This is a genomic window from Paenibacillus sp. ov031, from assembly GCF_900143165.1.
In the GTDB taxonomy this organism is placed as follows: domain Bacteria; phylum Bacillota; class Bacilli; order Paenibacillales; family Paenibacillaceae; genus Paenibacillus; species Paenibacillus marchantiae.
Genome location: NZ_FRDO01000002.1, coordinates 86,772 through 110,989, shown reverse-complemented (window position 1 = coordinate 110,989; position 24,218 = coordinate 86,772). Strand labels below are relative to the sequence as shown.

At 47.0% G+C, this 24,218-nt stretch carries 13 protein-coding genes; all 13 read left to right on the top strand.

Annotation, left to right across the window (positions count from 1 at the left end; genetic code table 11):
- Positions 1-94 precede the first annotated feature (94 nt).
- The 13 genes from BUA17_RS10810 to BUA17_RS10755 all read left to right on the top strand — a co-directional run bounded on the left by BUA17_RS10810 (position 95) and on the right by BUA17_RS10755 (position 24,133).
- Positions 95-2,689, top strand: a complete 2,595-nt coding sequence (locus BUA17_RS10810) for a hypothetical protein (RefSeq protein ID WP_083584667.1) — start codon at positions 95-97, stop codon at positions 2,687-2,689.
- 144 nt (positions 2,690-2,833) lie between these two features.
- Complete coding sequence (locus BUA17_RS10805) at positions 2,834-3,391, top strand: hypothetical protein (protein WP_072733613.1); 558 nt, start codon at positions 2,834-2,836, stop codon at positions 3,389-3,391.
- A 137-nt stretch (positions 3,392-3,528) separates the two neighbouring features.
- Positions 3,529-3,801, top strand: coding sequence for an alpha/beta-type small acid-soluble spore protein (locus BUA17_RS10800; RefSeq protein WP_053782866.1), 273 nt, complete (start codon positions 3,529-3,531; stop codon positions 3,799-3,801).
- 257 nt (positions 3,802-4,058) lie between these two features.
- On the top strand, positions 4,059-5,261 hold the full coding sequence (gene metK, locus BUA17_RS10795; protein WP_072733612.1) for a methionine adenosyltransferase: 1,203 nt from the start codon (positions 4,059-4,061) through the stop codon (positions 5,259-5,261).
- Between the two features lie 206 nt (positions 5,262-5,467).
- Complete coding sequence (locus BUA17_RS10790; RefSeq protein ID WP_170867830.1) at positions 5,468-9,199, top strand: Ig-like domain-containing protein; 3,732 nt, start codon at positions 5,468-5,470, stop codon at positions 9,197-9,199.
- Between the two features lie 593 nt (positions 9,200-9,792).
- A complete protein-coding gene (locus BUA17_RS10785; protein WP_072733610.1) occupies positions 9,793-12,516 on the top strand; it encodes a stalk domain-containing protein in 2,724 nt (907 codons plus the stop codon).
- Between the two features lie 47 nt (positions 12,517-12,563).
- Positions 12,564-13,724, top strand: a complete 1,161-nt coding sequence (locus BUA17_RS10780) for a sensor histidine kinase (protein WP_024631628.1) — start codon at positions 12,564-12,566, stop codon at positions 13,722-13,724.
- A 4-nt stretch (positions 13,725-13,728) separates the two neighbouring features.
- Positions 13,729-14,451: a response regulator transcription factor gene (locus BUA17_RS10775; protein WP_063567747.1), complete on the top strand. Its 723-nt coding sequence runs from the start codon at positions 13,729-13,731 to the stop codon at positions 14,449-14,451.
- 325 nt (positions 14,452-14,776) lie between these two features.
- Positions 14,777-15,157 (top strand): hypothetical protein, encoded by a 381-nt coding sequence (locus BUA17_RS10770; RefSeq protein WP_064641914.1) that lies wholly within the window; start codon positions 14,777-14,779, stop codon positions 15,155-15,157.
- Positions 15,158-16,361: 1,204 nt separating this feature from the next.
- Positions 16,362-17,612 (top strand): helicase-related protein, encoded by a 1,251-nt coding sequence (locus BUA17_RS10765; protein WP_348537070.1) that lies wholly within the window; start codon positions 16,362-16,364, stop codon positions 17,610-17,612.
- A 109-nt stretch (positions 17,613-17,721) separates the two neighbouring features.
- A complete protein-coding gene (locus tag BUA17_RS30845; protein ID WP_139295648.1) occupies positions 17,722-17,916 on the top strand; it encodes a hypothetical protein in 195 nt (64 codons plus the stop codon).
- A gap of 424 nt (positions 17,917-18,340) precedes the next feature.
- A complete protein-coding gene (locus BUA17_RS10760; RefSeq protein WP_072733608.1) occupies positions 18,341-18,826 on the top strand; it encodes a ComF family protein in 486 nt (161 codons plus the stop codon).
- Between the two features lie 315 nt (positions 18,827-19,141).
- Positions 19,142-24,133: a fibronectin type III domain-containing protein gene (locus BUA17_RS10755; RefSeq protein WP_072733607.1), complete on the top strand. Its 4,992-nt coding sequence runs from the start codon at positions 19,142-19,144 to the stop codon at positions 24,131-24,133.
- Positions 24,134-24,218: the final 85 nt, after the last annotated feature.

Sequence of the window (24,218 nt, the reverse complement as noted above, 5' to 3'; positions counted from 1 at the left end):
TATAAATTGCTTAAAACACAACAACATCGTAACTTTCTCCCCTTTCCAAACGTTTATACTATAAAGCAACAAGCAACTTATGGGAGGTTTGGAAGTGGATCAAAAGAAAATGGTTGTGAGCTTGCTCGCAAGTGCTTTGTTGATCAGTTCAACCGCTGGCATTGCGATGGCAGCGAGCACAACGAATAAAACGTCTGCCACCAGTTCAAATAGCAGTGCATCAAAGAAAACAACATCAACGAACAAGGTCGTACATACACTGAGTAACTTGTCTCCTGTCAAAGTAACCGCACGTAGCTCCGTAAGATTAACGGATGTGAACATCTTGGCACAAGATGAAGGCAACGTCGTCACATATACTCTGTCATACAAAAACAATGACAGTACCCCAATGTTGATGCTTGATTATTGGAGTAAAGTAGAAACTAAAGGCGGAACGCTGTTCTCACCTAAACTGATTGCGAAGGACCAAGAAAAGAAAACAGTTGCACCTGGGTCAACGGTAGATCTAACTTACGTCATGAAGGTTGGTCGCGATGTGAAGCTGAGTGATCTGAACTTCCTCATCGTGAAGTGGGATTTCAGTCAATCTAACTATGAACGTACGCTGGGTAAGTTTAATGTACCCGCATCCTATAGTATTACTACACCCGTAGGCAAACCGAAGACGGTTCGTCTAAGTGATTCTGCCGTGAAGGTGAAAGTGTCTGGTATTAAAGTATTCCCAGGTGAAGATAAGAATCAATATGTCAAAATTGGTGTGAATTTAAACAATATTAGTTATAAATTACTCGAAAATCCGAATATCAAATGGATCTTGCGTACACCAAGTGGTAAGAATTATCCGTTGACGCCAGACAAGGATAGTACAAGCGTTAGCATTCAGGCTCAGGCTAATAAGGCACTCAGTCTGATGGCATTTCTCCCTACATCGGTGAAGCTGCAAAAGTCTGAACTATTGTTGGTGGAAGAGCAGGGTGAAGAGAAGACGGTCTTACCTGTTGCTACGTTGCAACTGCCTGAGGCAAGCAAAGCAACGAACGTAGAGGTGGCTGCGAATCAACCGAATATGATATCTGTTGAGGGACAACGGTTATCTACATTGCTGGAATCAGCAAAGGTACGTATTGATGACGGTGAATATGATTTGAATATGCAATTTGTGCTTAAGAACGAAGGCAAGAAAGCTGTTAAAGTACCAACATATTCATTTGAAGTACGAACTGCTGACGGAACAATTTATCCGATTGAAACCAAAGCATTGGACGCATTAAAGCTTAATCCAGGAGATATTAAAACGATTAAACTCAACGCAACCTTACAAGGTGATGGGGACACAAGCAAAATTAAGCTGTACGCGATGAGTCCTGTGGATAAGACTGAGAGCACGGATACAACGACTCCAACGAGTACAAGTAGCTTTGTTTTCTCTTATCCTGTAGGCGTATATGCCATTCCGCAATCTGTAACCACTGGAGATGGTTTGACAACAGAGACGGTCATCAAGAATAGTAAAGGAACGTTTGGTGTTTCGTTGGGATCGTTACAGCGTTTACCTTGGGCAGATAGTGACATTGTGGCTGCAAAAGTAACGATTCGCAATGCCGGCAGCAAAACGGTGCAGCTTCCAGAGCTCGAAGCCATGTTTACCATTGACTCGGCTCAAATCGATGGAGATAAGAAGTTAATCTATACGCAAAGTGGAAAACTGCTTGGGGCGGGTATGACGACGGAGGCTTATCTGTTGACCAAAATTCCTTCTGAGCTTCGTATGGGACGATTGGAATTAAGTTTGATCGAAAAGGTTAGTGAAGAAGAAACGAATGAGTGGATCACATTAAATACGTCCGGTTTGATCCAGCCCGTATCTTACGTAGCAACGGGTAAGACCTATACAAATGGTATTGCAGATAAAGAGACCGAGATGGGTGTTCGAAGAACAATTCGTTATCCAGGAACGTCATCGGATATCGTATATACCGAATTCGAAATGACGAACAAGTCACTGCGTCAGAGTGGTCTAGGCAAACTTGTTGGATACTTCAAAACTTCCGATGGCCAGTATTACAGAGCAACTGCGAAGCAAGCAGAGCGTCTGCCTGGGCCGGGTCAGAAGTCGATTGTTACGTTCTGGGCTAAGATTCCGAAGTCTGTTACCTTCTCAGACCTGCGCCTGATTGTGGGTGAAGGTATTGCAGACAGCAAATTTGTAACGGGCGAAGGGGAAGCGACTGCTTATGTCAATGCTATGGCATTTGAAGTACCTCCAACCTCCATTAGTGTTCAAGGTTCTTTAACCAATATTGATCTCTATCCATTTACACTTACTTCTAACAGTGTACGTGCATATCTGGCTGGTAGCAATTCAGTACAAGTTGATATGAATTACACGCTTACTCGTAGCGAAGAGATTGAGATGGCTGAGAATGAACACAAGTGGATTTTAACCTTTACAGCTCAAAATGGAAAAGTTTTCGAGAAAGAGTTGACTCCTGGTACTGATCTGAAAGTGGGAACTAGCCAGACACTGAACTGGAGCGTCGAAGATAGCTTCTTCGAGAAATTACGAGGCGGCTCTTACCGACTAAGCTTGTATGATCAATTCCAAGGACAACGCTTGCTTCTTGCAGAGCAAGTTTATGGATATGATCTTTCCAAGTTACCAAAAGAAGAACCAGTCATAGAATAATAGTATTTGCAGACTTAATAATCTAATAGGATTAGTGGCAAAACCTCGTTTCCACCCTAACGGAAACGAGGTTTTGCTTGTCGCATCTCTACTTTTTCTCTATAGTTAAAGTTAATAGATTACCAGAGGAGGAAAATAAATCACATGAAACCTTATATGAAAGTATCCCTGGCTGCACTGGCGATTGGTGTTGGCGTGTGGGTTGGGTCTGTATACAGCAATACGGCAATAGGTGCAGGTACAAGCCAACCAGGAACAGCAGATGATCCGGTAGTGACGAAGAGTTATGTGGATCAGCAAATTCAAAAGGCTTTGGGTGGAAGTACGAACACAGGGTCTGGAAATACATCAGGTAGTAATAGTGGCTCTACAGGAACAGGCAGCACAGGGGGAGACACAACACTTCCTCCATTGGTCTCTGGCGCCTCTAATGCTGTTGAGATTGTGACCGTGAAGCCAGGTCAACAACTGATCGGTTCATCTGGCGCGGAGTTCATCGTGCGTAGCGGTAAAGCTGTGATCGTCAGTGAAGGTACGAATGGTGTAGCTGATCTGACGGACGGGGTTGATTTGACGAATGGTCAGACAGCACCGACCAATCACTTGCTCACTTTCCCAAGAGATGGACGGGGTATAACGGTATTAGATGGAAACAAGTACAGCCTTACTGTCATGGTACGTGGTGGATATTCTCTGAAATAGGATAAGCACTTATCAGAATTTTTATTCATTTCATTTGTTCAGATTACCCAGTTCTAACAAACATTAATACGGCTAGCCAGCCTTGTTCCTGCTCACTCTATAACTGTACACAACCAATAACCGGAGGTGCAGGAATCATGGCTAGAAGCAACCGCAAAGTGGTACCCGAAAGTCGTCAGATGTTGGATCAGATGAAGTATGAAATTGCCGCTGAGTTTGGTCTGAATGTGGGATATGGCGGTAGAGGTCTTGCTGGTGCAGATACCGAATTTGGTTCTGAACTGGGTGAGGTAAGTGATCACTCTTATGGTCAGTATAAAGGCTGGGGCCATCTGACTTCCCGTGAGAATGGATCGGTCGGTGGAGAGATTACCAAAAGGCTGATACGCCAGGCACAGCAGCACTTATAGGGTGTTTTCCTTATCCCAATCCGTTTGACACGTCTTGACAAATACGTTAAGATGGCAGTTGAGGTACGCAACCTTTTCCGCTAGGGAAAGGTTGATTTTTTGTTGAGGCCATTACCTGAAAAATCCTTATCTTCGTAACTGCGGACCCTGCGTCCTTATTCCGCCCGGAAAGCTTTCGAGGGTACAGTGAACGAATCAACGTAAATGTTTTGTTCGGGCAATCGCCATACTACTCGTTATGGGAGGTTGAAACTTCAATGTCTATTAAAGGCCGACATCTATTCACATCGGAGTCTGTAACTGAAGGACATCCGGATAAAATTTGCGACCAGATCTCGGACGCCGTATTGGATGCGTTCCTGACGAATGATCCAAATGCTCGTGTAGCGTGCGAAGTTTCCGTAGCAACAGGACTTGTGCTTGTCATCGGTGAGATCAGCTCCGCGTCTGAATATGTGGACATTCCGTCCATCGTTCGTAATACGATTAAGGAAATCGGGTACACTCGTGCCAAGTTCGGTTTCGATTATAATACTTGTGCCGTCCTGACTTCTCTGAACGAGCAGTCTGCTGACATCGCCCAAGGCGTTAACGCAGCTCTGGAGAACCGTGACCCGGAACAAATGGCTCGCGAGACAGAGAACATTGGTGCCGGTGACCAAGGTCTGATGTTTGGTTTTGCAACGAATGAAACACCTGAACTCATGCCTTTGCCAATCGCATTATCCCACCGTATCGCTCGCCGTTTGGCTGAAGTGCGTAAGAACGGTACATTGGAATATCTCCGTCCGGATGGTAAAACTCAAGTAACGATTGAATACGACGGTGACAAACCGGTGCGTGTTGATACAATTGTCGTGTCTACTCAACATGCTGAAGAGACTCTACTTGCGCAGATCCAAAAAGACATCAAAGAACACGTAATTTTGCCTGTCGTTCCAGCTGAATTGCTGGATGAGCAGACTAAATATTTCATCAACCCAACAGGACGTTTCGTTATTGGCGGACCTCAAGGAGATGCAGGCCTGACTGGACGTAAAATCATCGTAGATACCTACGGCGGTTATGCACGTCACGGCGGTGGCGCGTTCTCCGGTAAAGATCCAACTAAAGTAGACCGTTCCGCGGCTTATGCAGCTCGTTATGTTGCTAAAAACCTCATTGCTGCAGGTCTTGCCGACAAAGTGGAAATCCAACTCGCTTACGCGATTGGTGTAGCCAACCCGGTATCGATCAACGTGGATACATACGGAACAGGCAAAGTCAGCGAAGAGAAATTGGTTGAGCTTGTGCGTAACAACTTCGATCTTCGTCCGGCTGGTATTATCCGTATGCTGGATCTGCGTCGCCCAATCTACAGACAAACGGCTGCTTACGGTCACTTCGGCCGTACAGATCTGGATGTACCTTGGGAACAAGTGGACAAAGCAGACGTTTTGAAAGAGCAAGCAGGTCTGTAAGTTAACGATACGATCTTTAAATAAAGTCCTTGATTCCGATATGGAATCAGGGGCTTTTTGTATGCAAACATTAAGAACTTTGGAGAAACGTAATAATATTCCTTTTATTTCCTTTTAACTAAATAAAATTGGTAATGTAACCGACATACATAATGAGGTCTGTACATCAGACAGTTGAAATGAAACAGGATGAGGAGGAAGGAACGGTGATTTTAAAAAGAACGGCTCGCAGAGGGATTATCGGTCTGTTAATCGTGCTAATGTCTATTCAAGGTTGGCAAGGTATCCCGTTTATGGACACAAATACGGTGTATGCCGCCGATGAATTTAACGACACATTGATTGAAACTACAATCCCTGCGGTGGGATCAACGGAGGTTGATGGTGCAGCACCGCTCGTAATTCGATTCAAGGAAGCGGTTAAGAAGTCTGAAAACGCTGTGGGAAATGTAATAATCAGACGTTTTCAGGATAATTCACCTGTGGCTACTGTTAGAATGGATAGCCCGGATGTAAAGATCAAGGGAACTCTAGCAGATCCGGATGCACCTGAGAGTGTTGAAGGGGTAGGAAAAGAAGTAAGTATTGCTCATCCAATGTTACGTGGAGGAACATACTATGTACAATTCGATTCAGGCTCCCTGCTAACTGCTGATGGAGGGACTGTGGTCAAAGGCCTGACATCGCAACAATGGAAATTTAGTACAAAGGGAATCGGAACGGCTATGGTAACCTCCTATTTCCCCAATCTAGGAGCAGTTTCTGTTCCTACTACGTCCAACATACAACTGACTTACAGTGATAGTATTTCAGCGGGTGTAGGCAAAATTCAGCTTCTACAAGGAAGTACAGTTGTTGAAGAACTGGATATAGGTGCAGGTGCACCGCGAATTGTGATAAATGGTAGAACGCTCACCATTGATCCAACGAACAACTTTTCGAATAACACTACATACTCCGTTGTGATACCTGAAGGGGTATTAAGGGACAGCGTTGGTAATGATGTAAAAGGGATTAGTCGAGGAGAATGGAACTTCACTGCGTTTTCTTCTGATCCATCAGCATTAACCGTATCCTCGTTATCTCCGACTAATGGAGCAAGCAATGTTTCTTTAACGAGTGAACTTACAGTGACATTCAGCAAAGAGTTGAGCTCAGCTTACATTACTGGAGCGGTTATATTAAAAAATGCAAATGGTGTTGCAATACCCGCAACAGTATTACTCAACAGTACTAACAACCGACAATTACGGATTATTCCGTTAAATGGTCTAACAAGCAATACCACCTACACTGTGGATATATTAGGAGGCTTTCTGCGGGATAACGCGGGAAACTTGTTTACAGGATTGAATGGGACAAACTCATGGACATTCAGGACATTGGGTTCGGATACCACCGCTCCAGTTTTAAAGACAGCTAAAATGTACAGCAATAGCATCATACGTTTGACATATGACGAGTTGCTCTCAAGTCTTGATCCGTTTACTTCCAGCTTCACGGTCACGGTTAACGGAGAGAACCGGAATGTGAGTACTTCCTATGTCTCAGGAGATAGTGTCTATGTTGTACTGGACACGGGTGTAGCGGTAGGACAGGTTGTTAGAATTGCGTACGCCCCGGGAACAGGAACTCGTAAAATTCAAGATTTGTCTTTTAACGCTGCAGCAGCATTCTCTGCCAGAGATGTGGAGAATAATCTGGATTCCATCATGTCCAAACCACGTGAAGGTACAGCTTATAATAGTACGATTAGCTTGTACTACCCAGAGACGGTCTATATCAATTCAAGTGATGCTGTAAGACAGTTTAGTGTTACTGCTGACGGCACATCAGTGGGAATTAACAGCATTTCTACCAACAATAGTTCTCTGGTGACACTCAGCCTCAGTCGTTCCATACAAAATGGGGAAGTGGTTAGAGTATCGTATGAACCAGGCTCATGGCCTGTAAAAGACACTCGTGGACAAGCGCTTGCGGGCTTTAGTGGATTCTACGTTCGTAATAGTCTTGATACGAAAGCTCCCGAATTTAAAAACGCAGAAGTAAGCGGATCTACATTATGGATTCGTTACAATGAACCGCTGAGCAGGACGAACAAGCCCCTAAAGAGTCAATACTCCGTATTGGTAGATGGGAAGGCAGTGTTTGTAAATGATACAGAGATTGAGGATGACTTGGTTACCTTAACATTGGCAAGTGCCGTTTCAAGTACGCAAAACGTTAGTTTATCCTACGTGCCTGGAACATTGAGATTAACTGACTTAAATGGCAACCCGGCTGGTTACATTAATTTGGCGCCAGTGACCTACACCTATGGAAACGGAAAAATTCTTTCGGCTGTCCTTCAAGGAGATACCGCGTCCATTAACTTTAAGGAACCACTTCAAGCTCAGACGGCTCTTACCGCGTCGCAATTCAATGTACAGCTCGGTGGCTCTTCGGTAAGTGTACTTTCAGCTGCAAGTTCAGGTTCCGTAGTAACTCTGAAGCTTTCAAGTTCAGCTACCTCGGGACAGACGGGAACCGTTAGTTACGTTCCGGGAGCCGTTCCACTAAGAGATGCATTAAATAACACAATTGTAGCTTTCGGGCCACTTAACTTACAGGTTAATGGCAGTTCCACAGGCAGTCAGACGAATGGCCGTCCTTCCTGGCTGACAGAATTAGATGCATCGAGTTATGGTCAGGCTGTTCTTGTCATGAGTAACGATACGGCTACCAATGTGTCAGCAATAACTCGCAACAATCTCTCAACTCGTCAATTTAACGTAGATGCTGCCAAATTGCTACAGGCCTTTGAGTATGCAAGCACGGTTGGAAAAACGGCACAGCCTGTTGTATTTGAGATGAATGCTGATGAATCTTCGGCATATGTCGGCTTCCCCTTAAGCGCATTGGCTCAGTTGGCATCGAGCAATCGCACGGGTTCAATTGGAATCAAATATGGTGATCGCCTATGGACACTTCCCCTGTCTGGTTTGGATGTGTCCTCCATGATTCAAGACGTGGGGGGATCAACGAGTGTAGGTTCTTCCTATCTTTATGTGCAGATCGAGACAGTACCGGTATCGGGAGCAGGTACATTGGATGGCTTGTTACTAGCTGCAGGCGCACAGAAGTTAGGCAATAATACGAATATATACTTGTCTGCATTTAACGGAAATAACAACCTACGTGTGGAGCAGAACATTAAAAGCCTGCTCGCTATACAATTGCCACTGAAAACACCGACGACAACTTCAGGGTTAACCTATATGGATCCAGGTACATTTATCCTATCTAACGTGCCTAGTTCGTTTAAAACCACTATCAATGGTGTGGTTGTCCAAGGACAGTTGAATGGCAATCAAACGGTTGTTCCTGTTACACATATCGTAAACTACCAGGATACATCATCCCATTGGGCTAGTGCAGTCATTAGAGAGCTTTCTGCCAAATGGATTATCGGTACGCCGAACGGTTCTTTCTATGGACCAAATCAGAATATTACACGCGCAGAATTTGCTGAATTAGTAGCTAGAGGATTAGGGCTGCCGGGGAACCAAACAGCAGCAGGTCGTTTCCGTGATGTTTTGGGCGGTGGCACAACGAGTGCTTATATCGGTGCAGCTGCTGAAGCAGGAATCATTACAGGGAATACGGATGGTACCTTTAAGCCAGACCGTCCAATTACCCGTGAACAGATGTCCATTATGATGGTTCGGGCTATGAATTTTGGTGGAAAAACGGTCTCACTGCAATCTTCAGCTGCCTCCACGTTATCGAAGTTCAAGGACAGCAACAAAATCCAATCCAAGGATTCTGTCGCCAAAGCAGTGCAAGAAGGAATTATCCAGGGTATGACGTCAAAAACGTTTGTCCCTCAAGGTAATGCTACTCGTGCACAAGCAGCGGTAATGTTGAAGCGTGTGTTGGATAAGTTAGGATACTTGTAAAACGAAATGATATTTCAATAATGTTATTAGGAATAGTCATGATAACGATACGTAACATACTGGACCATTTTAAGGAAGTTCATTTCTTGAAATGGTCTTTTTTTATATTTAAAACTAGATAGTCCTGGTCCTGCTCCAGAACAACGAACACCTGAAGAAGCGTTGCAATGGCAGAGCCAGCAGAAGATGGATCGAGGCATAACCGTGTACGAGAATGATGGAACAACAATTATTGGTGAATTTCTCATTTCAAAACCGTCATCGTAAATATTAGCTTCAACATTCCTAAATGTAGAAACAACGTTGATTTGGTTACATCAATTGTTTCAACAGCCAGATTTACTCCAAATAGACTTCGGTTGTGCTAACTCAAGCATAACTGAAGTCTATTTTTTGACTGTAAAAACGTATAACAGAACAATAGGATATCGCATAACCCAATAAATACCTGAATTCAGGCTCGGGGCGTAACTTTTTCCACAAAAAGTAGTCTATTAATAGAAGAGTATACTAGAAATCTCGCTGTCTGCTGCCACATGGTAGAGATCGTGATATCTAAGATTGATATACAAGATGGGAGAGACGTTTCAAACATGCTGGGGAAACAAGGGAAACGGCTGAACGACGTTAAGGGTAGCAAGGCGAAGAAATGGGCGATTGTGACGCTGGCAGGCGTGATCTGGATTGCACCGGTTCTGGGAGCGGGACAACAGGTGTGGTCGGGAAGTACATGGCAGTCGGTGGCTGCAGCGGCCTCTACAACAACAAGTAAATTGAGCGAAGAAATTCTGACTTCGGGTGCGAAGTTGATGAAATACAATTATACAACGACACGTTCCGGCTCGAAGGTGAACGTACTGGCAGATGTCATTCAAGTGGATTTACAAAATCCCTATGTGAAGCTGGATGTCATGACAGGCAAGGGCGGCAATCTGAATAGTAAACAAAGCACGGGTGGCATGGCTAAGGAAAACGGAGCAGTAGCCGCCGTGAACGGCGATTATTTCAATGTATCCGGGGAACTTGCCCCAATTGGTGGACAGGTCTCGGATGGGGTCCTCGTATCTACTCCATCAGAGCTGTCAGGGATGTATGCCCTCACCGTAACCAAAGACGGCAAGCCGATGATTGATGAATATTCATTCGATGGCACCGTGAAGGCAGATGATGGTTCAACGTTTGCTTTGCGTGGGATAAATAAAGAGGACTACACGGTCGAATCGAGCTCGGTGAAATACAGTCACGCCAATTCGATGTATATTTATACACCGGCTTGGACGTCCACGAAGCGACCGAATGATCCTTCCACAACACCAACTGAGGTACTTGTGCAGAACGGTGTGATCACCCAAATTTCGGATAAAAAGGCGTTAAACATGACGGTGCCGGCGGATGGGTACATTTTGCGTGCGCACGGAACGGCAGCGACATGGATTATGACTCACCTGGCGGTAGGACAGTCGCTGAATGCGGATTACAAGTTAAAAGCCAAAACGACGGGGGAGACCGTTGATCCAAGCAACCTGCAGATGATGATCGGTGGACATACCATTCTGGTGAATGGTGGCAAGGCGGCTACTTTTTCCCGTGATATTGCTGCTTCCGGCATCGGTGGCATTCGTGCGAGAACAGCAGTCGGCTACTCCCAAGATGGTCGGTATGTCTACATTATTGCAGCGGAGAAAAACAGTAACAGCAGCGGTTTGTCGCTGACTGAACTGCAATCCTTCATGACCAGCATTGGTGTATGGAAAGGCATGAATCTGGACGGAGGCGGTTCCACAACGATGGTAACTCGTCCGCTTGGCGAGGAGACAGCAGGGCTTACGTTCAACACGGAGTACGGTACAGAGCAGCGTCAGGTCGTAAACACGCTGGGCGTGTTCTCTACGGCTCCGGAAGGTAAGCTGCAGGGCTTTGCCGTGAGTGGCAGCCAAACATTGCTGGTAGGGCAAGAGGGCAAGTATACAGCCAAAGGATATGACACCTACTATAACCCGATTGCGACAGGCGATATCAAGATGACATGGAAATCGAGCAACAACGGCATCGTCAGTGTAAGCAATGGAACGATCAAAGGTGTGAAACCAGGTACAGCGACGCTGACTGCAACAAGTAATGGTGCTTCATCTTCCATTAAAGTTACCGTGCTGGGTGGCAGTGAACTGGCTTCGCTGACAGCAGGATCTGGCTTGGGATCGCTCCAAGCGGGTACAACGATTTCCATTCCAGTAACGGCGAAGACCAAAGACGGACAAAGTGTGACAGTTCCGGCGGATTCGCTGACATGGGAGTTTATTGGATTCAAAGGTAAAGTGTCTGCAGACCAATTAACCGTATCCTCCGTGAACGCTGGCGCTCAAGTTGGCTATGCGATCGGTCGTTATGACGGCTACAGCACGGTGGTTGTGCTCTCCGCTGCGGCAAGTGAAACGATATGGGAGAACTTCGAGAATGTAAGCTACCCGATCAACTTCACGACCAACGCATCAGGTGTAACTGGATCGGCTTCCGTGACAGCGGGAACAGGTGAAAAAGCTGGCTCCAAGGTGTTACAGCTGAGCTATGACATGACCGCAGGAATAGGTAAAATGTATGCATATGCCCAATTGAACGGTTCCACTGGCAAAGAGATATCTGCAACAGCGACATCCATGTCGATGGATGTTATGGGAGATAAGAGCCTGAACTGGCTGCGTGCTGAATTTACGGATGCCAGTGGCAAAACGGTATATGCCGATCTCGCTAAGGCAATTGATTGGGATGGTTGGAAAAAACTGAACGTGGACCTGAATGGGCTGAATATTTCTTATCCGGCGAAGCTGAAACGGGTTTATGTGGTGAATGTGGAAGAAGGTCAGGATGAGCGTGCGAAGACAGGCACGGTTGCTTTTGACAACATTGCTTTCACCATGCCATCCAAATCCAGTGAAGTGGGCTTGCCTACAGGAACTGCTTCTCTGGTGCTTGGACAGAAATCCATGACCGTAAACGGAACGAAAAAGGCAATCGATTCTGCGCCAGTACTGAAAAATGGTACAACATATGTTCCAATCAAGCATGTATTGGATGCTTTTGGCGGACAGGCGAGCTGGGATAGCAAAAATCAAAGAGTTACCGTCGTGCGCGGTGGCAAGCTGATTGATCTGGTTGTAGGCCAGAAAGAATTCATCATCAATGGCAAAAGACAAAGTGCAACAGTAGCACCTTACGTATCTGGTGGTAGGACTTTAGTCCCTCTCAGACTCGTTTCAGAGCAGCTTGGACTGACTGTAAAATGGGAACAGAACACGAAGACCGTTACCATCTCATCGTGATATGGTATGATATATACCGGAAACGATAGAAATGGAGTCGAACAAACGTGGATTTACAAGCCGATGCCATAGACCGCGTCATAAAAAACGCCATACAAGTCATGGAAAACAGTAAATATCAAATGTTTGAGATTATGGACTCGACTCGGAATGAGCTGAAAACGCTGAACGAGGAATTGAAGTCGGTTCTGAAGGAGACGGCGGAAACGATCGAGAAAGTAGATCAATTGGAGCTTAACTACCGCCGCTCCCGGATCCGGCTAACTGAGGTTAGCCGCGACTTCGTCCGTTATTCCGAGCATGATATCAAGCAGGCGTATGAGAAAGCGACGCAGTTACAGCTGGATCTGATGATTTACCGTGAGAAGGAAATGTATCTGAAAGCCCGTCGGGATGATCTGCAGAAGCGTGCCAAAAATGTGGAAGCTTCCGTGGAGCGCGCCGAGACGATCGGTTCCCAGATGGGGGTTGTACTGGAGTATCTGTCGGGTGAGCTGGGTCAAGTGACCCGCATCATTGAATCCGCCAAAAATCGACAAATGATTGGTTTGAAAATAATTTTGGCCCAGGAAGAAGAGCGGAAACGTATTGCCCGTGAGATCCATGACGGACCTGCGCAGATGCTCGCGAATCTAGTGCTTAGGACGGAAATTGTAGAAAGAATGCTCATAAAGCAGGATTTTAAGATGGTCCAGGCCGAAATAGTAGATTTGAAAGGCCAGGTTCGTTCGAGTCTTGGAGAAATGAGAAAAGTTATTTTCAATTTGCGTCCTATGGCACTGGATGACCTGGGATTGATTCCAACGCTTCGGAAGTACGTGCAGGATTTTGAAGAAAAAACAAAAATCCGCTCGCTTTTTGAAACGAGAGGCAAGGAACACCGTTTATCTTCGGCAATGGAGGCTGCGATCTACCGCCTCGTGCAGGAAGGTCTGTCCAATGCTGCAAAGCATGCTTATCCCACTTATGTTGTAGTGGAAATTACATACCAGGCTCAGCTCGTTAAGATTGTCGTGCAGGACAATGGGCTTGGGTTCAAACCGGAGCTTCTTGCGAAGAAGAGCAAGGATCATACCCACTTCGGTCTGATTGGGATGAGAGAGCGGGTTGAACTGTTAGAAGGAAGAATAGAGATCGAGTCCGCGGAAAATCAAGGAACCAAAATAGTGATTCATATCCCGACAAACGTGGATAAGGGAAAGGAGTAGCAGGATGGAAAACCGTGATACTGGAAAGACATCAATTAAAGTTCTTTTGGCTGATGATCATCAGCTGTTCCGTGAAGGTCTGAAACGCATTTTAAATATGGAGGACGACATTGAGGTCATCGGCGAATGCGGCGATGGGATTCAGGTGCTCGAATTCTGTAATCAGGATAAACCGGACATCGTATTGATGGACATCAACATGCCTGTGGAAAACGGGGTTGAAGCGACGGAGAAATTGCGTGAGCTGTTCCCGGATGTCAAAGTCATTATCTTGTCTATTCATGATGATGAGAGTTATGTGTTCGAGACGCTGCGTAAAGGTGCTAATGGCTACCTGCTCAAAGATATGGAGGCCGAGTCCCTGATCAATGCGATTCGTTCTGTTCATGAAGGGCATGCATTCATCCACCCTAAAGTAACTGGCAAACTGATCATGCAGTTGCGTCGTATGACGTACCTTAATGAGACAGGGGCAATGAGCGAAGGAGCTTCGAAGGAAGCAGGCGTTAAATTTGTCGCTGGCGACAATAATCCGCTTACTCGTCGTGAGGCTGAAGTATTGCGTCTGATGGCTGAAGGTAAGAGCAATAAAATGATTGGTGAGTTCCTGTTCATCAGTGAGAAAACAGTAAAAAACCATGTCAGCAGTATTTTGCAGAAGATGGAAGTGGATGATCGTACACAAGCGGTTATCAACTCGATCAAATATGGTTGGGTTACCCTCTAATATACGATTGTATTTAGATGCAGTTTGATTATAGCAATTATAGGATTCTGTTTACTCGCGCCCATTCCAGAGTGTTGGACTGGTTAGCGGGTTAATGGACTTTATTACTGAAAATGAGCAAAGTGTGAAGTTAGGCGAACTTATGTTCAAGCTTCGGCATGAATGATTGAACGACCTGGCCTGTCTTCTTCGTCCGGTGTCGATCAGAATGGAATATGCGCTTTAGGATTTGCAAGTGTAACCCTTCGGGGAATGCAGCATATACTGCTGTATACAGGGATGTTCGCCATGGGTGAGCATGACCTTCCGAGGAGGTGCAGTTGCCATGGTTGCTCATCTGACTATGATTCTGCTCATATACTTCCTGGCGGCAATGGCCGTTCATGCCATGCACCAGCGCCATCTTTCCCGTCCGGACCCCGAGGGCTACGAGCAGATTATGCTCATTCCTTCCAATCAGGAGCAGCGGATTGAAGGCATTGTAAGAGCGCTTTGCCGGGAATTATTTTACCGTGGAAAGAGCTTCACATTGACGGTTGTCGCTGATCGTACGGAAGCCGAAACGGTTCGTATTATTGAGAAGCTTATGCATAGGCAAGGAATGGAGTTATCTTACTTGTCTGCTGTCCCTTCGGATATGGAACAGTGGAATCAGACTGGGAGTCATTCTTTTCGCCTTATCGATTTGCGTGAGCCAAAGCAGTAGATGCTTTTTTTTGCAACAGTCGGGCTCATTAATTGTGCAAGCTGCTGAGACAGACTGGCTAAAGCGTGTCATCAGTCAGAATGCACTTTCAATGAAGTCGTGCCAGCTTGCCAAAATAAGCTTGGATTTCATCATGTTCGAGGTTAAAGATTACAGCTTATGCTGTAGTCTTTTTTTGTCATTGTAGCCAAGCTTGCTGTTAAATTAAATATGGGTTTTTATGCAATCTATGGTTATTGTCCCTGTTGGAGTCTTGTGGGGATTGCAGCAAGAACCTTTTTGAAATCAGAAATCTTAAGTTAAAAGTATAGACGATGCAGATTGGAAAAAGTTTCGCATGATCAAAGAAAGATTATCGCTACTCATTGAATAGGTAAAATGATCGTAACGATTGCTTTTGGAAACTACACGACTTGTGGGACAACTGCATAATTGTTATAGTGATAATACAAATGGATAGTGAATAAATGAGATATGGACATGAAGCACATGCTCCGACGACTAGTCGGTGGGCATGTGCTTTTTTGCGTTTCGGGACATGGAGAATGAGGGAGGAGAGCAGATGAAGGTTGGGTTGTATGTGTGCCGAGTGAAAGAAGAGTGGAAGATGGTGCTGTCACTGGATGTCCGAGCGGATGTGGCGTGGTGGCTTGAGGGGGTGAGCGGACAGCGGGTTTCGCGATGGTTGATGTTAGGCAGGGAGTTACCTTTAAGTCAGGCATCGTGGATGGTAGAGAATTTTGAGGTGGAGCGAGGTATGGATCAGTGGGGAGAGGAGCATTGGCAGGTGTATATACAGCGGAAACTGGAAAAGTACGAGAGGGCTTCCGGGGAACTGGAGGCTAGGGGGGAGATGGCGGGCAAAGCGGGGATTACTGCGGAAAGAGGCGCGGAGGTGGGCGGGATGCCAGAGTCGTATCCCGCCGGGGAGTGGGCTCAGCTTGAGCGGGGCGCGGCCCTGCTAGCTGAGCGGCTTCGCGGCCGCCAATTGCTGGCGGCCGAGGCAGAGGCGCTGCTGGCGGACACATCGCCGCAGCTTGCCTCGGTTTGGCGCGCGGCTGCGCAGCTCGCGCACCTGCGTGGGCGGCTGAGCATAGCAGCCGCCCTGGAAGGGCCTGCCACGCGGCGGCAACGCCTCGCGTGGCTTGGTCGCGCGCACAGCGCGCCCCGCTGCCGCCGATGCGGCAGCTTTGCCGGGCAGCGCGTGCCCTGCGCTGCCTGCGGCCTGGCGGCGTGCGCCTACTGCGAGGCTTGCCTCGCGCTGGGGCGCAGCCGTGCCTGTGCGCTGCTGCTGCGCAGCGCAGTGCCTTGGGGCGTGCCACGTGGTGCATCGCAGCGTGGCATGGCCGTTGTCCCCACCGAGGGCGGACTTGCCCGGTGGGGGCTTAGCCCTGCGCAGAGCGCGGCGGCTGCCGCGGCGCTGGCGTTTTTGGCCCAGCCATCCGCAGGGGATGGGCCGGGGCGGTTTTTGCTGTGGGCCGTGACCGGGGCCGGCAAGACGGAAATGATTTTCCCTTTGCTCCAATACATATTGGAGCGCGGTGGACGAGCGCTTGTGGCTACGCCGCGCCGGGATGTCGTGCTGGAACTTGCCCCTCGTTTGGCGAAAGCATTCCCTGGCATCTCGCTCGCTACGCTATACGGAGGCAGCACCGAACGCTGGAAAGACGCGCAGCTCACACTCGCCACCACACATCAACTGATGCGTTTTTACCAGGCATTCGATCTGGTCATTATCGATGAGCTCGACGCATTTCCTTATCATAATGATCCCATGCTCGCTCATGCGGCGGCGTCCTCATGCAAGCCTGATGGCCATTTTGTGTACTTGTCCGCTACGCCACCAGCTAGGCTACAGCGGGAAGCAGCGCAAGGGAAACTCACTCACGCCAAAGTCCCGGTCCGCTTCCACCGTCATCCTTTACCAGTACCGCGTTTACTGAAAATGCTTACCGTCGCCGAGTGTATTCGGAAGCGAGAGCTGCCCGCCACACTAAAAAAGAGCATTCAAACCTCCTTGCTACGGGATGCACAGGTATTTGTTTTTGTGACACGGATCGCTCAGATTGAGGCATTTGTAAATCTCATGCGTCGCATGTTTCCACAAATCCATATCGAAGGAACATCATCCCAAGATCCGGATCGGGCGAGCAAAGTTATTGCTTTTCGTGAACGGACCATACGTTTGCTCGTGACCACCACTATCTTGGAGCGGGGCGTCACCATTCCACGTAGCGATGTATTTATTTTGGATGCGGATAATGGTCTCTTTGACGAAGCTTCTCTGGTACAGATGGCGGGTAGAGCGGGTCGATCTATGGATGATCCAGCAGGAAGAGTCGTCTTCGCATCATCCCGTCGTACGCGTTCCCAGGTGAAAGCGGTGGCCCAGATCCAAAAAATGAACACCATCGCAAAACGCAAAGGCTACCTTCACCCGCCAACACACCAATAGATACTGAGGGAGGCAACAACCTAATGTCGAACTGGCTAAGCAGCATAACAGACCACGTGCACCAACTCACCCATCGCCTGCATGGATTGCTCGCTCCACCCGGAGCGACTTGTCTAACCTGTGGTACACGAGCGATATTGTCTCCGATCTACCCGGGCATCTGTCCGCGTTGTGTGCAGCAAATTCCATGGATTCGTTCCATTCGCTGTCTGCGTTGTGGTCGAGGGATCGGCTGCCCGGACTGCGTCCGCCCACACATGCAAAACCGTTCTTTCATATGCAACCGCAGCGCCGTCCAGTATAACGCTTTAATGAAGGAATGGATTGGGATGTACAAATTCAGAGGCCACGAGCGCTACGCTCCACTGTTAACGGCTCTTACTGTTCAAGCATTTCAAGCAATGAGTGAAGAATTCAACCCTGTTTTGGCAAAAGAAACCCTGGCCCCCGCGGCTCATCCCGCCACGCCTGCTCAATACCAGGTGGCTGCTGGTTCACACCCACCTGGCTCGAGCGCGACAACAAACGCACTCGTTCACCGAAATAACGGGCGCGTAACAGCGCCCACGCCCGTTCACTTACCTACCGCGTTAGCGCCTGTGCATATACACGCGCAACACAACAGCCACAGCTCAGACGCGTACTATACGCACGCTCCTACCGGAGCAGCGACCCTCAGCCGCCAGTCGCTGCTCCAAAACAACAAGCCGCGATGGCGGCCAGACGCGGTGACCTATGTCCCCGTCAGCAACGAACGCCTTGCCGAGCGCGGCTTCAACCAGGCCGAGCGGCTCGCAGCAGGACTTGCCGCAGCCGTCCGCCTACCTGTAGTTGATCTGCTGCAGCGTCGGATCAACACCACCAAACAAAGCTTCAAAACACGCGGCGAGCGTATTCAGACCATGCAAGATGCATTTGCAATGCAGCCGGATGGACTGGAGTTGATATATGACCTCTATCAAGCCAACTCTCAATTCGCGCAAAAGGAGATGCATTCACAGCCAGCTAATTCATCTACGATTGGACAAGGAGCCTCTTCGAATTTCAGACCAACAAAACAAGGTTGGGAAATTGGTCCCTTACGCTTGCTGATGCTTGATGATATTTACACAACCGGTAGCACCTTGGATGCTTGCGGACAGGTGATCCTGAACGCTGGATATTCTATTAACCTTCCAATAGAGATTTACACGCTGACTTTGGCCAGATCCTGACCGTAATATGAATATTACTTAATAAATGGCTATCATACTCAAATTATATGATGATAATAATTAATATCTTTTATATAGAAAAGAGAAAGTACGTTCTTGTATGTACAGCGTTATCACTATTATGGATTTTTATATATACATCTATAATTTGTATATTGGTTGTTTGACGAAATTATGAATATGAATTATACAAGAATATTTTTACATGTAAAAAAGAGGAATTGGTTCTGCTGTGTAGAATAGATAGTTCTGCCGTTCACCATAGGTGACAGCACAGGGAGTGGCACAACATATCTTTTGAAGGAGAGAACAACGGTGGGTGCAGGAAAAAGAAAAAATAGGTTTTACTTATGGACCGTCCGTTTACTGGTGCTAATGCTGGTATTCGGACAGTTTGGCGTGTACGGGGGGAACCGTGCTGATGCCGCAACGAGTAATGGTATTGTTTCATCAAGTAATGATTATCAATATGTAATGACGAATAACAACGGTAAATTACAGGTGAACCAGAGAGATGTTAATCTCAGTTGGGTTAGATCCTACAATATTTCAACAACAGGTTACTCTTTTACAAGAAGGCAGTCCATCTTGGGATTTACCAGTGATATTACGAATATAAGCTTCGGCTCGTATACATCCAAGTATACTGGACAGATCGACAATGCATTTCTTATTGATCTAAGTAAGGTTCGTGATTACTTCACTGAGATGACGTATAGACAATCCGGCATGGAAGTGGGGCAATGGACTATCTCGAACTATAATGTTCTGGGTCAACTTACACCGGTTGATGTATACAATTATGATGTTAGGCAGTTAAGTTTGGTCGTTAATGCGGATACGGGAGAGGTAGTGGACTTCTATTCTGAACTGAACCCGTATTATACACGCAAAGCGGAACCGGCCTCTTTTACCAAACAGTTAGTAGACCCGGTGACGATTAGCAACATCCCTTCTATTCCGGCTGGGGTCACAGGAAAACAAAGTGAAAATACAGTTAACTTGAAATGGCAGCATGCACAGCAGGCCGTGCAATATGAAATTGAGGAGAATGGAATCATTAAGGGGCCTTACTATGGGACAACCTTTGACAGCAATTCACTATTGCCTGATACGTTGTATTCCTATAGAGTACGTTCTCTAAATTCAATAGGTACAAGTGAATGGAGCCCTTTGTATGAGATCAAAACCTTGCTCCAACAACCGATGATTTCGGCAAGCTCCCAGGAAGGTAAAAATATTATCCAATGGAATGCGGTTGACCAAGCTACTCATTATCAATTAAAAATTGATGATGAGCAGCCTATCGAGCTTGGCCATGTGACATCGTATGAGCATGAGGGTCTCGCAGCAAATTCAAGTCATACGTACACGCTAAAAGTGCTGTCCTCCAACAATGAGAGCGATTGGAGTAAAACAATAACGCAACTGGTCGTTCCGGACTCCGTCAGTGGTTTGAAAGTAACAGAAGCAACATTTAATAAAGTTGCACTATCATGGACCGCTGTAAAAGGTGCAACGGGTTACGATTTGGAGATTGACGGTAATATCGTGGCTGTGACTGGTACCACATATAGCAAAACAGGACTCATTCCTAATACAGAACATACTTTCCGCTTAAGACCAAAAAATACAGGCGGGGCAGGCAGTTGGTCTGATCTGTTAACCGTGTCAACTCAATTGAGCACACCTGTATTAAAATCAAGTCCTTCACAGGAAGAAATTATTCTCGTTTGGCCTTCTATTGAGGGGGCTACTTCATATGAAGTAGAAGCTGATGGAGTAATCGCTGGTATTGTTGTAGATCCGACATTTACGCATACCGGACTCACACCAGGTACAGCTCATAAATACCGTGTGCGTGCTTTGACAGATACCAATACAAGTGCGTGGACAGCCGTACTGAGTCAAAATACGCTACCAGGTTCTGTTGCAGGACTAACAGTGAACTCTGTAACCAATGCGGCTATAGCGTTAAAATGGACAACTGTAACTGGAGCCACTGGATACGATCTTGAAATCGACGGTACGGTTGTCTCTGTCACCGGCGTTGCCTACACGAAGAGTGGTCTTGCAGCCAACACAGATCACACCTTCCGCATCCGGTCGAAGAATGCTGCCGGTGTAGGAGCATGGAGTGATTTGATTAGCGGAACCACATTATTAAATACACCAGTTTTGAAAGCCGCATCGGAAGAAACGGCTATTAATCTGACATGGGCAGAAATCGCTGACGCTACGAAATATGAAGTAGAGGCTGATGGTGTGGTAGTAGCGACAGTGAACGAACCTTCGTACACGCACAACAACTTGCTGGCAGGAACAGCACATAAATATCGCGTACGTGCTCTGACTGACACCAACACAAGTGCGTGGACAGCCATTTTGACGCAAAGCACAATTCCAACTTCCGTGAGCGGACTGACTATTAGCTCGGTAACGAACGCAGCAATAGCTTTGAAATGGAACGCGGTAACTGGAGCTACGGGATATGACCTAGAGATTGATGGCACGTTAGTATCCACTACTGCTACTGCTTACACGAAGAGTGGTCTCGCAGCAAATACAGATCACACCTTCCGCATCCGTTCTAAGAATGCCGCTGGAGTAGGAACATGGAGTGATTTAATTAGCGGAACCACACAATTGAACACACCTGTATTGAAAGCGACATCGGAAGAAACGGCTATTAATCTGACATGGGCAGAAATCGCGGACGCTACGAAATATGAAGTAGAGGCTGATGGTGTGGTAGTGGCGACCGTGAACGAACCATCGTATACGCACAGCAGCTTGCTCGCAGGAACAGCGCATAAATATCGCGTACGTGCTCTGACCGATATTAACACAAGCGCGTGGACAGCCATTTTGACGCAAAGCACAATTCCAGCTTCCGTGAGCGGATTGACTATTAGCTCGGTAACGAATGCAGCAATAGCTTTGAAATGGAATGCAGTAACCGGAGCGACTGGTTACGATTTGGAGATCGACGGAACAGTTGTCGCTGTCACGGGCGTTGCCTACACGAAGAGTGGTCTCGCAGCAAACACAGATCACACCTTCCGCATCCGTTCCAAGAATGCCGCTGGCGTAGGAACATGGAGTGATTTGATTAGTGGGACAACGCAACTAAACACTCCAGTATTGAAAGCAACGTCCGAAGAAACAGTTGTCAACCTGACGTGGGCAGAAATCGCCGACGCTACAAAATATGAAGTAGAAGCTGATGGAGTGGTAGTAGCGACCGTGAACGAGCCTTCGTACACGCACAGCAGCTTGCTCGCAGGAACAGCCCATAAATATCGCGTACGTGCTCTGACCGATACCAATACAAGTGCGTGGACAGCTATTTTGACGCAAAGCACAATCCCGGCATCCGTGAGCGGATTGATTATTACCTCGGTAACAAATACAGCAATAGCTTTAAAATGGAATGCAGTAACTGGAGCAACGGGTTATGATCTGGAAATTGATGGTGTATTAGTATCCACTACAGCTGCTGGCTACACGAAGAGTGGTCTCGCAGCCAATACAGATCACACCTTCCGCATTCGCTCGAAGAATGCCGCGGGAGTAGGAACATGGAGTGATTTGATCAACGGAACGACGCAATTGAACACCCCAGTGTTGAAAGCGACATCGGAAGAAACGACTATTAATCTGACATGGGCAGAAATCGCCGATGCTACGAAATATGAAGTAGAAGCCGATGGTGTGGTCGTGGAGACAGTGAGCGAACCTTCATACACGCACAGCAGTCTGCTCGCAGGGACAGCACATAAATATCGTGTACGGGCTTTGACCAAGACCAACACAAGTGCATGGACAGCGATTTTAACGCAAAGCACAATTCCAGCGTCCGTGAGCGGATTGACTATTTCCTCGGTAACAAATACAGCAATAGCTTTAAAATGGAATGCAGTAACTGGAGCTACTGGTTACGATCTAGAGATTGATGGTGTATTAGTATCCACTACAGCTGCTGCCTACACGAAAAATGGTCTTGCAGCCAACACAGATCACACCTTCCGCGTTCGCTCGAAGAATGCCGCGGGAGTAGGAACATGGAGTGATTTGATCAACGGAACGACGCAATTGAACACTCCAGTATTAAAAGCCACATCGGAAGAAACGGCTATCAACCTGACATGGGCAGAAATCGCCGACGCTACGAAATATGAAGTGGAAGCTGATGGAGCGGTAGTATCGACAGTGAACGAACCTTCGTATAAGCACAGCAGCTTGCTGGCAGGAACAGCACATAAATATCGTGTTCGTGCTTTGACAGACACCAATACGAGTGCATGGACAGCCATTTTGACACAAAGCACAATCCCGGCTTCCGTTGCCGGATTGTCTGTTAACTCCGTAACGAATGCAGCAATAGCATTGAAATGGAACGCAGTAACCGGAGCAACTGGTTATGATCTGGAAATCGACGGTACAGTTGTCGCTGTTACTGGCGCTGCCTACACGAAGAGTGGTCTCGCAGCCAATACAGATCACACCTTCCGCATTCGTTCCAAGAATGCCGCGGGAGTAGGAACATGGAGTGATTTGATCAACGGAACGACGCAATTGAACACTCCAGTGTTGAAAGCGACATCGGAGGAAACGGCTATTAACCTGACATGGGCAGCAATCACCGACGCTACGAAATATGAAATGGAAGCCGATGGTGTGGTAGTAGCGACAGTGAACGAGCTTTCGTACACACACAGTAGTCTGCTCGGAGGTACAGCACATAAATATCGCGTACGTGCTTTGACGGATACTAATACGAGTGCATGGACAGCCATTTTGACACAAAGCACAATCCCAGCTTCCGTTACTGGATTTACCGTAAACTCCGTAACCAATACGGCTATCGCCCTGAAATGGAACGCAGTAACCGGAGCTACGGGATACGATCTGGAGATCGACGGTACAATCGTCGCTGTTACAGGCGTTGCCTACACGAAGAGTGGTCTTGCAGCCAATACAGATCACACCTTCCGCATTCGTTCCAAGAACGCCGCTGGCGTAGGAACATGGAGTGATTTGATCAGCGGAACCACACAATTGAGCACTCCGGTATTAAAAGGAACTTCAGACAGAACGGGTATTGTATTAACATGGGATGCAGTGAACGGTGCCTCTTCATATGAAATTGAAGCAGATGGTCAAATCGTAGCGACTATAAATGATACAACCTTTGTTCATTCCGATTTGCTTCCATCAAGCCTTCATAAATATCGCATTCGTGCACTGAACGATCAAAATATAAGTGCATGGACTTCTGTACTAAGCATCAAAACATTGAATTAAGGATTTAGATCAGGGGTATAGGTTGCGCATACATGCACCCTATACCCCTTTTTTATTCGCAAAGAGGCTATGGACTTGAAGTGAG

Excerpts from the sequence above, each read along its gene's own strand:
- metK (WP_072733612.1), top strand. The coding sequence starts at position 4,059 with ATGTCTATTAAAGGCCGACATCTATTCACATCGGAGTCTGTAACTGAA.
- BUA17_RS10805 (WP_072733613.1), top strand. The coding sequence starts at position 2,834 with ATGAAACCTTATATGAAAGTATCCCTGGCTGCACTGGCGATTGGTGTT.
- BUA17_RS10785 (WP_072733610.1), top strand. The coding sequence starts at position 9,793 with ATGCTGGGGAAACAAGGGAAACGGCTGAACGACGTTAAGGGTAGCAAG.
- BUA17_RS10770 (WP_064641914.1), top strand. The coding sequence starts at position 14,777 with ATGGTTGCTCATCTGACTATGATTCTGCTCATATACTTCCTGGCGGCA.
- BUA17_RS10800 (WP_053782866.1), top strand. The coding sequence starts at position 3,529 with ATGGCTAGAAGCAACCGCAAAGTGGTACCCGAAAGTCGTCAGATGTTG.
- BUA17_RS10775 (WP_063567747.1), top strand. The coding sequence starts at position 13,729 with ATGGAAAACCGTGATACTGGAAAGACATCAATTAAAGTTCTTTTGGCT.